The 12,195-nt window shown below is 41.8% G+C and carries 13 protein-coding genes; 10 read left to right on the top strand and 3 right to left on the bottom strand.

The window, feature by feature from the left end; all coding sequences use genetic code 11:
• The first annotated feature begins 33 nt into the window (after window positions 1-33).
• The 7 genes from ACT3IB_RS09405 to ACT3IB_RS09375 all read left to right on the top strand — a co-directional run bounded on the left by ACT3IB_RS09405 (window position 34) and on the right by ACT3IB_RS09375 (window position 5,990).
• Window positions 34-1,836: a TonB-dependent receptor gene (locus ACT3IB_RS09405; protein ID WP_491538749.1), complete on the top strand. Its 1,803-nt coding sequence runs from the start codon at window positions 34-36 to the stop codon at window positions 1,834-1,836.
• A 5-nt stretch (window positions 1,837-1,841) separates the two neighbouring features.
• The gene (locus ACT3IB_RS09400) at window positions 1,842-2,033 is read left to right on the top strand and encodes an HU family DNA-binding protein (protein WP_491538748.1); all 192 of its coding nucleotides are present in this window, start codon (window positions 1,842-1,844) and stop codon (window positions 2,031-2,033) included.
• A gap of 8 nt (window positions 2,034-2,041) precedes the next feature.
• Window positions 2,042-3,214 carry an SPOR domain-containing protein gene (locus ACT3IB_RS09395; protein ID WP_491538747.1) on the top strand — a complete coding sequence of 391 codons (1,173 nt, stop codon included), beginning with the start codon at window positions 2,042-2,044 and terminating at the stop codon, window positions 3,212-3,214.
• Between the two features lie 23 nt (window positions 3,215-3,237).
• Complete coding sequence (locus ACT3IB_RS09390) at window positions 3,238-3,972, top strand: MotA/TolQ/ExbB proton channel family protein (protein ID WP_491538746.1); 735 nt, start codon at window positions 3,238-3,240, stop codon at window positions 3,970-3,972.
• On the top strand, window positions 3,972-4,382 hold the full coding sequence (locus ACT3IB_RS09385; RefSeq protein ID WP_491538745.1) for an ExbD/TolR family protein: 411 nt from the start codon (window positions 3,972-3,974) through the stop codon (window positions 4,380-4,382). Before ACT3IB_RS09390 ends, ACT3IB_RS09385 begins: the two co-directional genes overlap by 1 nt.
• A gap of 15 nt (window positions 4,383-4,397) precedes the next feature.
• Window positions 4,398-5,222 carry an energy transducer TonB family protein gene (locus tag ACT3IB_RS09380; RefSeq protein ID WP_491538744.1) on the top strand — a complete coding sequence of 275 codons (825 nt, stop codon included), beginning with the start codon at window positions 4,398-4,400 and terminating at the stop codon, window positions 5,220-5,222.
• A 459-nt stretch (window positions 5,223-5,681) separates the two neighbouring features.
• Complete coding sequence (locus ACT3IB_RS09375) at window positions 5,682-5,990, top strand: cation:proton antiporter regulatory subunit (protein ID WP_491538743.1); 309 nt, start codon at window positions 5,682-5,684, stop codon at window positions 5,988-5,990.
• A 148-nt stretch (window positions 5,991-6,138) separates the two neighbouring features.
• Here ACT3IB_RS09375 and ACT3IB_RS09370 read toward each other — a convergent pair whose 3' ends face one another.
• A complete protein-coding gene (locus ACT3IB_RS09370) occupies window positions 6,139-6,327 on the bottom strand; it encodes a hypothetical protein (protein WP_491538742.1) in 189 nt (62 codons plus the stop codon).
• 90 nt (window positions 6,328-6,417) lie between these two features.
• Here ACT3IB_RS09370 and ACT3IB_RS09365 point away from each other — a divergent pair, with 90 nt between their 5' ends.
• From ACT3IB_RS09365 to ACT3IB_RS09355, 3 genes are all read left to right on the top strand, one after another.
• Window positions 6,418-7,032, top strand: coding sequence for a LexA family transcriptional regulator (locus ACT3IB_RS09365; RefSeq protein ID WP_491538741.1), 615 nt, complete (start codon window positions 6,418-6,420; stop codon window positions 7,030-7,032).
• A 147-nt stretch (window positions 7,033-7,179) separates the two neighbouring features.
• Window positions 7,180-8,496 carry a choice-of-anchor B family protein gene (locus ACT3IB_RS09360; RefSeq protein WP_491538740.1) on the top strand — a complete coding sequence of 439 codons (1,317 nt, stop codon included), beginning with the start codon at window positions 7,180-7,182 and terminating at the stop codon, window positions 8,494-8,496.
• Window positions 8,497-8,520: 24 nt separating this feature from the next.
• Complete coding sequence (locus tag ACT3IB_RS09355) at window positions 8,521-9,135, top strand: hypothetical protein (RefSeq protein ID WP_491538739.1); 615 nt, start codon at window positions 8,521-8,523, stop codon at window positions 9,133-9,135.
• A 357-nt stretch (window positions 9,136-9,492) separates the two neighbouring features.
• Here the strand turns inward: ACT3IB_RS09355 and ACT3IB_RS09350 are convergent, their stop codons facing one another.
• Both ACT3IB_RS09350 and ACT3IB_RS09345 read right to left on the bottom strand, forming a co-directional pair.
• A complete protein-coding gene (locus ACT3IB_RS09350) occupies window positions 9,493-10,707 on the bottom strand; it encodes a carboxylate--amine ligase (protein WP_491538738.1) in 1,215 nt (404 codons plus the stop codon).
• 45 nt (window positions 10,708-10,752) lie between these two features.
• On the bottom strand, window positions 10,753-12,195 hold the full coding sequence (locus tag ACT3IB_RS09345) for a GNAT family N-acetyltransferase (protein WP_491538737.1): 1,443 nt from the start codon (window positions 12,193-12,195) through the stop codon (window positions 10,753-10,755).

Here is a 12,195-nt window from a genome sequence, read left to right as displayed (position 1 = left end):
ATTCGAAACAGACGGCTCAGAACCGGGTATAAAATGGCCTTAATTGAGACATTAATCGTTGCTAAAAAATTAGTACCTTTAACACTGATTTATGAGCATCATAGCAGTAAAACATATATGAAAGGGATATTATCAGCATTAGCATTTACTATCGTTACGGTTTTGGCGGCCAACCCCTTGGCTGCTCAACAGCAACAGGATGCGGAATCATCCATGCTGCCCGAGATCGATCCACAGGACATTGAAATACGCAGCCAGTTTCAGGCGCGGTTTCCGGGCTTACGCCGGCAGCCTATTCTGGGGTTCGATCCTAATCCGAGGGTATATCAGATTGATCCTAATCGCAAGCCTTTTATGGAAACGCCTGAGCAGGTTGTTGCCAATATTCCGGTAAGTCAATTGTCCCGCCCGGAACCGCCGGCCTATATGAGTTTTCCTTACTCCTCGACACAAAATATATTCAGCCGATTGGGTTTTGGAAGTTACATGAGTCCCGAAGCAAAATTTTGGGGGGTGAAGCGACTCAATAACAAAAGTTACATCGGTGGCGATTTTGATTACTCTTCTTCTGATGGGCATCTCGATAACCAGAACAGTAGTTTTCGATTTTTTGATGCCAACGCAGAGTATGCTACAAAGCTTAGCGAAAAAATTGAGCTATCAGTGAATGGGGGCTTCAAAACCAGTTTTAATAATATGTATGATCTGCCCTCGTCCACGATCCCGGCCGGTGCTCGCAAAGAGTATAATGGCATTAATTTGGGAATGGAATTTCGACATTTTAAAAATACTGTCACCGGCTGGAAAGCAGATGCTAATATTCGCTACTACAATATTGATCTGAAAAATGCAGATGCGTTGACTGGAAAGAGTGACGAGCGGGTGTATAACGTGTCGGTAGCTAAGCAATGGGCCGGTAGAAACACCGACCAGACCTTTACTATAAAAGCAGGTGCCAAGGGCGGAAATTATGAAAACGCCATCGCTCAGGATTCTTGGCTGACCGCCCAGGGTGGCATGGTGTATAAGCGTCAGTTTAATTATGCTACCGATATTAAAGTGGATGCCAGTGTCTATTATGCACAAAATAATGTGGATGCAGACAAGATATACGTGGGGCCGGAGGTGACGGTAGAGCATCCGTTGCTGGATATTCTGACGTTGAAAGTGACGGCCGGAGCGCAGCCATATATAAAAACACTGGAGCAGCGACACACAGAGAATCGATTTTTGACCGTTGAAAATACGCTTCGCCATACCTATCGCATGTATGGAAAGGCAGAAGCCAGTGTAGAATATACCGATCAGGGAGAGTTTAGTTTTGGATTTCAGTACGAGGATATGACGGATTACCCCATCTATCTGCGTTCCGAAAACGGGCAAACGGATGGAAGTGGAAATCCCCTGTATGAGTTTTATGAAATGCAGTATAGGGATGCTTATAAAGTATCAGCCTATGCGGGCGTAGTGCATCAGATTATTCCTGAAAGACTACGAGTGGATGGAAAAGTCTATTTACGTTCACCTAAACTTGATGGTGGCGGACGTATTCCGTTTGAGGAAAAAATAGGAGTAAACTCTGGCTTCACAGTGCAGCCTTTTGATGGAATATCTTTCGAAGCATGGGCTGATTATGTAGGTTCACGTAGAACCTATCAGACGAATGAAAAGCTGGACAGCTTTATATTGCTCGGGGGGCAGGCTGATGTGCAAATTACAGAACGGATTGGAGTTTATGCTAAATTGGTAAATATATTAAATCAGGATTACGAGGTTTGGCAAGGGTATAATGAGCGACCGTTTCAAGCGTATGGCGGGGTAACAGTAAAATTATAATGGTGATGGATAAAGAGTTTATCAAAGCATTTTCTGAGGTTATTCGTGAAGAGATAGCCCGGAAAAATGACGTATATCTCGAAGGCGTTGGCCGTTTCGAGTTTGAGCATCGAAAACAATTTCAAAAACAGTATGACAGCGGCCGGGTTGTGATGATGCCGCCCAAGGATACCATCACTTTTATTCCGGAAAATTAACTGGGGATATGACTATCGATAAGGAACAACTGATATCACTTCTTGAAGAAAAAACGGGATTGGAGCGTGAACAGGTTGAGACACAGCTTTCTGAATTAATCAGCCGAATACAAAAGGCTTCTGAAGAGGGAAAAGCTTTTGAAGTGGAAGGGTTTGGTACTTTCAGCATGGAAGAGGAAAGCTTGCAGTTTGAGCCCGGCGATACCCTCGAGACAGAGATTAATAACAAATACGCGGGCATGAAACCCATTGAGCTTATCGGGGCGTTTAAAGAGCCTGAAAATGATAAGGAAGTTCCCGAAGTGGATATGACTGAGGCTGAGCCGGAAGGTATAGATTCTGAGAATAAATGGGCTTTTGATTCTGATGCTACCCGGCAAGAAAACGAAGAAAAAGAAACAGAAGCTGTTGAGCCTGAATCCGAGCCGCAAGATGAAGAACCCGAACTTGAACCGGAACGTGAGAAAGATACCGAACAAGAAGAGATAGCAGCCGATCAACAAAAAGCGGAAGAAGTTTTTGATGCCGTGTTTGGGAAAACAGCAGGGGAAGATCTCGAAGAAGAGGAACCTCAAAAAGATCCGGAGCTGGAAGAACCCGTCGCAGAAACTGAAGAAGAATCCCAAGGCGATACGATTGGAACTGTTATCGTTGCCGTAGTAGTGGTACTGGTTGTGGGTATTGGCGGGTGGATGATTTATGACTTTGGGTTTACGGGAACAAACAGTACTGAAACATCTACGGCATTGCCTCAATCCACAGAAACGGTAAGTCCTGCTGATGGTAGCAATACGCAATCAGATGAAGAACCTAGTCAAGATGAAGAGGTCGTGGAACCTGAGCAGCCGTCAGTAGTATCAACAGAGGGAGAAGATACTGGCACCCAACCGGCTACTCAGCAGCAAAATCGTTATGGATTGATGGGGGAACCCAATCAAGACATTGCGGACGGTTATACTATTGTGGTACATTCTCTGCGTGATCAACAGCAAGCAGAGCAAAATCGGCAGCAACTACAGGAGGCCGGTTTTCGTGCGTTGATAAGTCAGGCCCAGGTTGAGGGAACAACCTATTATCGTGTGGGTATTGGCCAGTTTGAGACCGTCAGTGATGCCCAGCAGGCGATGGGTGAAATTCCGCAGCGATACCAAGACAATAATTTCATAAAAAGAATTCAATAACAGACTCGTAACTATAAAACATTATGCAAGCGTTATTCTTTTTGATAGTACAGGTACAAACTGATACCGCAGCCGCTGACACATTAAGTATGGCTGCAGAACAAGAACAAATGTCGATGTTGGAACTGCTGGCTGAAGGCGGGGTACTGATGATTCCGCTGTTTATTCTGTCCATTGTTGCCATTTATGTGATCGCCGAGCGCTGGCGTTCACTAAATAATGCGCGAGTAGAAATCGATGGGTTCTTGCGGACGGTGGAAAGCATGCTAAAAGATGGGGATCGTCAGCGTGCCTTAACCTATTGTGATGGCATAGATAAACCTCTGGCGCGCATTCTTAAGGCGGGTATCCGCAGGTTGGGACGACCCATACGAGATATTGAGGATGCCATTGGAAATGCCGGCAAAAAAGAGATTTATCACCTGGAAAAACGAATGAATTGGCTGGCTACCATAGCAGGTGTTGCCCCGCTGATAGGGTTTACCGGAACGGTTACCGGTATGATTGAGGCTTTTATGGATATACAGTCGCTGCAGGGGAATGTGAATCCAAGTGTATTGGCCGGGGGTATTTGGGAGGCCTTGATTACCACGGCAACGGGATTGATTGTTGGTATTATCGCCTATGGATTTTACAACTTCCTGCTAGGTAAAATCAACCGCATGGTTCACGAGCTGGAGAACGCATCTGCAGATTTTATCGATTTGCTGCAGGCGCCGTCAAACAAGAAAGGAAAAGAGCGTGAGAAGGTGGGATAATGGATTTTAGAAAAGATGATAACCGAATGGAGCCGTTGACGCTGTTTTCACAGTCGTCACTGACAGATATTGTATTATTGCTCCTTATTTTCTTCCTGTTGACCTCGTCGTTTGTTACCAACTTTGGGATCAAGGTGGATATCCCCAAAGCAGAAACCGGAGCCCAGACAGAGGCCCAGTTTATTACCGTTGCGGTAACCAAGGACGGACAGTTTTATGTTGATGGTGAGCCTACCAGCAGCGGCATGTTGGCCTCGGCCCTGCGCGAAGCCAGAGGAAACAAAACGCAGGCTACCCTTGTTTTAAGAGCAGATAAGGATGCCATTATCGATAATGCGGTGCGCGTAATGAATATTGCCAAGGCGCTGAATTTGCGAATTGTGATGGCTACAGAACAGGCATCCCGGTAATACAGAGACACGTTTATGGAGCAACCTGTATTCAATAACGAAGAAGATCGTTTTGCGCTTGCCGTAACCGGCGGGGTACACGTGGCTCTGATGATCATTTTTTTGCTGTATACCTTTTCTATTGAGTCAAATGTACGACCTTCCTTTATAGAGGTAGAATTTGGAGAGTTTCAAACAGGTACGCCTGCAGAGTATGCTGAGCAGCAAGCTGAACAGGTGGCTACACGTCCTGATCCTTCAGAGAGGGAACCTGAAAACCCGGAGCCCGAAGAGCCGGAGCCGGTTGAAGAGCAGCAGGAATCCACAGAAGAAACGACGAAGCCGGTAGATGCACCCGATCAAACGGAAGAGGTTGAGGAAGAGCCTATTGAAACACCGAAAACGGACAAGGTGGATCCACAGGAAGATACTAAAACTGATGAGCCCAAAGAGGTAACCATTCCGCCCAAAACAGAGGAGGATGAAGTACAGCAAGAGGGCGCCGAAAACAGCGGCGATGAACAGGGGAATACCGGAGAACTCAATGCCGACCAGGGGACCGGAAATGAGCAAGAGAAATCGGCCCCGTACGAACTCAAATGGGAGGGAGATATCGAGCGCAATCCCATGGTGCAGCCGTTACCGGATAATACGACCGATGCCGAAGCTACTATTACTATTCGTTTTGAGGTAAAACCCGATGGCTCAATTGGCCGCATAGTGCCGCTCAAGAAAATGAATCCGGAACTGGAGCGAGAAGTTATGCGAACACTACGCAGTTGGCGTTTTTCACAGCTTCCTTCAGGAGTACCCCAGCAATCACAATGGGGGACGATTACCTTCCGATTTGTGTTAGAATAAGTACTTTTTCGGTATTATGTTGGCGTATTAAGCGTAGCGCCTATATTTATGGAAGAATAAGATCTCCCCATAAGCATCAAAAGATTGATAGATTGGACGGGTACAGTTCCTTTTTATTGCGTTCGGGTTAATAGATGATTATGAGTTTTTTTACTTCCTAAATGAGCTAATTTCTTTGCAACCGAAATACCAAAGTAAAGCATCAAACGTTTGCTTCGGTTTTGGGAGGCGCTATCGGCTTTGATCATTGCGTAAGCGTGATTTTCCCCTTCATCAAACCCGCCTCAGGTACAATTATCCACAAAGAAAGTGTTTTGCTTTTAGCAGGTGGGTAGATCAGCTTCGAAGCTTTGATGAGTAAGTGGCAATCTATGGATTCAATAATAAGCCCGTCATTATTGTAGGTGCCGGACGTGTGGGATATGGTACGGCCTAAGAATTTGAAGAGCGGGATATGGGTTGCCGTGTGATCAAAAAAATCCCGAGCGGGTTCGCGATAATGATAAATATATTTTTGGCGGTGGTGAGGATATTGAGATCCTTAATGTATTTAACCTGGAAACGCCAAAATCATTTATTGGTAAAACCCTGTTAGAATCCAATATCAGAAAAGATACCGGATGTGGCGTGTTATCCATCAAACAAAATGGGCAACAGGAAATTAATCCTCATCCGGATACCAAACTTAACTCCGATAATGAGTTAGTCTTAATTGGAAATGTGGAACAGGAAAGCCAGTTTATGAATCTTTATTTCGAAGAACAATAAGTAATAAGCCGCTTAATATTATCTGTACAAGAGGTTGTGGATTCCGAGACAAAAATTCCAATAATCTCTTTGCAACAGGGTTAAATTTTCAATCCTTTCATTTTTAGTACTAACCCCTAACCCTTATTCGCACGCAGTCCTTTTTTGCTTACGAACGAGTTTTTTGTAATTCCTCAATGGCTTTGATAAGTGGATCGACACTACCTCTTTTAAGACGATTGTTTACAGCTTGAGGGGTAATATCAAGATGTTTAGCAATCATTTTTTGAGTGATATCCGCATCGATCATCATTTTCATGACCTCTTTCTCAGCCTCATTGCGCTTTCTGTTTTGCATTTGTTTTCGATTTAAAAGTTGTTTATTTATAAATTGAATATTTGTTTATTCACATATTGTGAACTTATAAAATGTAGACATTAATACAAAGTGAATGTAATATTAGAACGCATTAAAGAGGCGTATCATTTAGAGACAGACGCAGAAGTTGCAGATTTTTTGGATATGAAACCCAGCACCCTAAGTATGCAAAAGAACAGGGGAAGATTAGATCTCAAGAGAATAATTGAGAGATGCAGTGATTTAAATAAAAATTGGTTGCTGCATGGTGAAGGTGAAAAAAGAGCTGTTAGTGGGGTAAATATACAGACAGCAATACCAGTTTATACCTCGCTGTATATAAAAGATCTAAAACCGGATTTTGATAGCAGTCCAAAGGCGGGAAATATCTATACTGATATTTCAAATGATATTGGGGGATTTACAGATCCTGACAGTTTAATAGGATACGTAAATTCCGAGGATGGAATGGCACCAACAATAGAAGAGAATGACATTGCTGTTGTTGACCTTGATGGGGAGCCTGAGGATGATAGCATATTTCTTATTGCCTCATCACAGGGGGCATTCTTGCGACGTTTGCAAAAAGAGCAAAGGAAGCTGATGGCCCAATCTGAGAATGGGAAGGAGCATTATACCGAAATTAACCTGGGTGAAACTCATCACTGTATTGGAGAGTTGATTTGGGTATTGCGAAGAGTGTAGGGATATCATAAGTTGATAAAAATTATGGTCGGGAAGTCGGTTTTGTAAGGCTTCCGGATTTCTAAAAGGGCATATCTTTAAACAAGAATCAAATGGAAACTTTGGGGTTCTTGTACAGTTAAAAGACTAAATACAGCCCGTATTCTTATGAAATTATCTCTTTATTCTCTACTGTTTGTTGTTGCAATATTAGTTTTAGGTTGCAGCGACAATACGACAAATGTTGGCAATTCCGATAATGGGTTTGATATATCTGCTGACTTTGAATGCACAGACGGACTATCAAATGATAGGTACGAATGTAACAAAATTGATTTGGTGGCTACGGTATCGCCCCAGAATCTATTGGCTGAACCGCTGGATGATGGTCAGGCGCTTAATGATATATGGGGATGGACTGATCCGGAAACGGGGGTTGAATATGCATTGGTAGGACTCGTAGGTGGCGTTGCATTTATAGATCTTTCAACCCCTTCTGAGCCGCGGGTAATTGGAAAATTGGAGGAACCTGAATCTGTTTCGAATACATCCGCAAAAACGAGAAGACGTGCTGAGCTTTTGCATGATGAAAAATCATCATGGCGTGACTTCAAGGTGTATCAAAACCATTTGTACGTGGTGAGTGATGGTCAGCCTCACGGCATGCAGGTCTTTGATTTAACACGCCTCAGAGAAGTGGAAGATCCGCCGGTGAGGTTCCAGGAAGATTATCTATACGATGGTTTTGGGGAAGCTCATAACATTGCTATCAATGAAGAGACCGGGTATGGATATATTGTGGGATCGGATACCTATGGCGGGGGGTTGCACATCATAGATCTTCAGAATCCGCTTGATCCCCAATTTGCAGGATTTCACAGCGACAGCACGGTCGGTTTTGATTCAACAGGTTACGTACATGACACGCAGTGTGTGATATACGATGGTCCGGATGCCGACTATCAGGGGGATGAAATTTGCATGAATTCCAGCGAAACACATCTGGTGATAGCAAACGTGACCGATAAAAAGAAGACTGAAACCATCGCAAAATCAACCTATGAAAATAATGGCTATGCCCACCAGGGATGGTTAACCGACGACCATCGCTACTTTTTGCTTGATGATGAATTTGACGAAGCACAAAATGGAATCAATACACAAACGTACATCTGGGATATACAGGATCTTGATAATCCTGAGTTGATTGGCGTACATGAAGCAAATACGCCGTCCATTGACCATAATCAATACGTCAAAGGCAGCTATGCTTATCAGGCTAATTACACCGCGGGGCTTCACATATTAAGTCTTGATGATATTGCCAATGGAGACTTAGAAGAAGTTGCTTACTTCGACACATTTCCGGACAATAACAATCTATTGTTTGATGGCGCCTGGAGTAATTATCCCTTTTTTGAAAGCGGGATCATTATTGTTAGTGATGTTACAAATGGTTTATTTATACTTCACCCTACGTTATAACTGCTTAACCAAAAGCATCATATTGTGAATCTTACCACAACTTTTATCCTCATTGTTGCAACGATATTTTTGTTAGGCACTTCAGTCAGTTATGCACAGCCCGATACCCTAAGCAAAGAAGATCAGATAAAAGCCGCTGTTAGTCCGGCCCCTGATGGAATGAAAAAAGACGCCAGAGTTTTAGGGTATAATGACAGTGGAGAACTGACGACTTTGCGCGAGGGGGCAAACCCGTTGATATGCATCGCAGATGATCCCCAACAGGCTAATTTTCATGTGGCCTGCTACCACAAGGCCTTGGAGCCATTTATGAAACGAGGTCGGGAACTAAAAGCCCGGGGACTGTCACGAGAGAAGGTGGATAGCATACGCTATAAGGAAATTGAAGAGGGAGAAATCGAGTTGCCACAAAAACCGATGGCTCTGTATTCACTTACGGGATCCGCACAAAGTTTTGATTACAAAACCGGAATGGTTAAAAATGCCTCCCCCCTTTATGTTATTTATATTCCTTATGCTACCCAGGAATCTACCGGATTATCAAAGAAACCGGCCAGCAAGGGAGCCCCCTGGATTATGGAACCCGGCACCCCCTGGGCACATATTATGGTGATGACAGGTCGAGATATGTATAAGTAACTTGGCCCTAAATAAGAACGTCCCATCTTTTATAAACCAAACTAATCTAGCCCCTGCTAAAGAAAGATTAGATAATTTGGAAGTAGTTGACCTCCATCCTAAAAACCGGACTATTCTTATCTAACGGACAACTTTCGGGTAAGCTTACATATCTGATTTCTTTTTTTGTCTAGCGCCATTCAGCTTTCCTTCTGCTTCAGTTTTTTACAGTTCTCCTTGAAAATTAGTAAATATCCCATGTATAATGTACCCTCCCATTTTAAGTCCGCCACCTTAACTAAAGAGATCGAAAGGTATTACCATTCATACACTTGTTTCTAAATCGTATTAGTCCTAAACAAAATTAAATTACATGTTTTAAGTGGGTAGGGTCTCATTATTACTGTTGGAATTATAACCGGGTAATCGTCGTCGTAAGATGAATAAAAAATTCATTAAGATAGGTAGAGGGTCTTCAAGAAGCATACCTCCCAATACAAAATCACCTCTGTATGTTTTTAACCAATCTTTCCAATTTAATAGACCTGCATTTTTATATTGAAAAAAGGCTTTAATATCTTTCCCTAGGTCTATGTATTTGACCCCTTTTTGATAACTATTATTTGAGGGAGGTTTTTTATCGGTAAGGCTACAATAATATAAATTTGAGAGATTAACACCTGCCTCACATCCCAAGTATCCCCAATAACTATTTCTTGTATGAATTTCCATAAGGCGAGGTTCTCCTGTTCTTGAATCTACTTTGAATTGTATATTCAATAATCCTTTCAACTGAAGTTTTTCAGTAATTTCTACTGCCAAATTTGTCATTTTCTCATCTTTGACTGTTACAATATAACAGCCAGTACCAGCAGAAATTGGATAGATACGTTTTTTCCTGGCTAGGAAATAACCTTTCAAGCTTCCCTCATCATTTACAAACATATTAATACTGTAGAGCTGATTGTCATCCCCAGGTACAAATTCTTGTACTACGGCGCGTTTATTTATTTTTGAAATTTTGGAATAGAGATTTTTTAAATCATTCGGAGTATCACATTTATAGGCTTTTTTATAAGGACCCACCTTTTCTTCAAAGTCAGAATGCCACCAATCTTGCTTGTAAGCAGGTTTTATGATGACAGGAAATGGAAGTTCAGTTGCGGCATTATTTACATCTTCAAGGGATTTAACTTCAAATGATTTGGGAGCTGGTAAATTATAGTTGTCACATAGCTCTACGAAAAGCCTTTTATCCAGAATTTGTTTAACCATTTCATGATCGGGTAATAGAAAACGATAATACTCTTGTAGTTTATCACGAAAGCGTGATATAAGTAGCAAAGCCCTATCATCATCACTAAATAGAACTGGTTTGGAATCTATTTTTTTTCCAAAATCACAAAGCTGGGCGATAAATTCAGTATTATCGTATTGTTTGAATAATACTTTTCTTTGGGAAAATCTAGAATACAATGCAGGATTATCCTTAAAAAAGGAACCTGCGTAGGTAGATATATCAGCTTTCCCTAGAGCTTGAACTAAGCCAATTTCACTGCATGATAATGCCGGGATTTCCATTTCATTTTCCATAGTGACTGATATTTTGTTATTTAGTATTAAAAAGCATCTTAATCTTTAATTTTGTTGATATTTGTATTTTAGCATACTGTAACGGGTTTTTATATAGTTTATAACCATTAGAGGCGTACCTTTCAGTTTTTTCTGAACTTTCATTAGCGTCCATTCTCGACTGATTATGGCGTGAAAGGAAGTTCCAATTTGTAAGATTTTAGATAATATTTTTCTTGCAGGGCTCCTTTTGGTACGCAGAGGTAGAGAAAGCCTCCAGTTTTTTTGGACCTTGGATGTCATATCAAACTTATATCGTTCATCACCACGGAGGAGCTCTACAATTTCTGCATTCCCTTTTTCAATGGAATCTTTAATCATTAAAGTAAGTAAGCCTATACCCGGTCTATATTTTGAAGATGGACAGCTTGCATCAAATCCAGACATATAATCATAAAACCGGTTATTAAATTTTAGTGCTAACCTCGTAGCGGCATATCCATCTTTATCAATCGCCTGTTTAAACCAGACCCATCCCTGATCATAAACCTCTTCAACAAATTCTTTTAAAAAATGGTCAAAACGTGTGTCAAAGAAAGCTCCGGGATATCCAAATCCATTCCATCTGCTTTGATGCATTTCCCGCAGTTTTTCCAGTTCCTCTTGAAGTGTTTCTGACGAATCAACTTGTTTGGTTTTATATCCATCTTCTTCTCCAATGGCTCTGAGCGTTTGGCGTAGTCTTCGACGTGTGTTTGAGCTTAATTGTTTTAGGTACTCCTCCATTGTGTCAGGTTCTCGTAGCGTTATATAGGGACAAATATCAGTCTGTTCTAAATCGTAGTCGATATCCTTGTCATCTAAAAGTGGTTGCAGTTTGCGCTTTACGAAGCTATTATCCCTTAGATGCTGTAATGAAAGGGTGTCTACCTCAAGTTCAGGCTTTAATAAAAAAGATAGGAGTTTGTTCGCTACTTCTTCCTCATGGTCCGGATCTGCAATAATATCTAAAAAATCACTTCTCCCATATTCATCATGAAAGCCTAGAAACTCTTGTTTACCTACGCCGCACCCCATCATATGTAGTCGTACTTGAAAATCTATAGATCCAATTGCTGACCTTCCTTTATATAGTGGGGCGAGACCAATAAGCGTGTCATTCTTATATAAAGCAATAACAAAAGGGTTACGTTTGGGATGTCGCCCAAAATGTTTCCACCAGCAAGATATCCATTCCCGAGTAACGTAAATCGGGGTATCGGCTTTAGTAGCTAATTTATTCCAATCCCCCTGTAATTTTTGAAATACTTCCTCGGTATTAAATACCTCTATCGTAACTGGAGAAGAATTAGATACAGGGTTCGATTTTTTGTGAATGGTAGATTCTGTGTTACTGGGATCGACTGTTTTTATTTCTTCAATCACTTGCATAATCTTCGATCTTAGTTTTTTGATGAAAAATCGGATTTTAGTATTCCAAATATTTTCGTTGATAAAGTTTGATTTCAT

This window comes from Fodinibius sp. GM21 (assembly GCF_058386955.1).
This window is presented reverse-complemented; position numbering and strand designations above follow the sequence as displayed.

What these genes read in the sequence shown, in the direction of transcription:
- ACT3IB_RS09405 (WP_491538749.1), top strand. Translation starts at nt 34, where the DNA reads ATGGCCTTAATTGAGACATTAATCGTTGCTAAAAAATTAGTACCTTTA.
- ACT3IB_RS09400 (WP_491538748.1), top strand. Translation starts at nt 1,842, where the DNA reads ATGGATAAAGAGTTTATCAAAGCATTTTCTGAGGTTATTCGTGAAGAG.
- ACT3IB_RS09395 (WP_491538747.1), top strand. Translation starts at nt 2,042, where the DNA reads ATGACTATCGATAAGGAACAACTGATATCACTTCTTGAAGAAAAAACG.
- ACT3IB_RS09390 (WP_491538746.1), top strand. Translation starts at nt 3,238, where the DNA reads ATGCAAGCGTTATTCTTTTTGATAGTACAGGTACAAACTGATACCGCA.
- ACT3IB_RS09385 (WP_491538745.1), top strand. Translation starts at nt 3,972, where the DNA reads ATGGATTTTAGAAAAGATGATAACCGAATGGAGCCGTTGACGCTGTTT.
- ACT3IB_RS09380 (WP_491538744.1), top strand. Translation starts at nt 4,398, where the DNA reads ATGGAGCAACCTGTATTCAATAACGAAGAAGATCGTTTTGCGCTTGCC.
- ACT3IB_RS09370 (WP_491538742.1), bottom strand. Translation starts at nt 6,327, where the DNA reads ATGCAAAACAGAAAGCGCAATGAGGCTGAGAAAGAGGTCATGAAAATG.
- ACT3IB_RS09360 (WP_491538740.1), top strand. Translation starts at nt 7,180, where the DNA reads ATGAAATTATCTCTTTATTCTCTACTGTTTGTTGTTGCAATATTAGTT.
- ACT3IB_RS09350 (WP_491538738.1), bottom strand. Translation starts at nt 10,707, where the DNA reads ATGGAAAATGAAATGGAAATCCCGGCATTATCATGCAGTGAAATTGGC.
- ACT3IB_RS09345 (WP_491538737.1), bottom strand. Translation starts at nt 12,195, where the DNA reads ATGAAATCAAACTTTATCAACGAAAATATTTGGAATACTAAAATCCGA.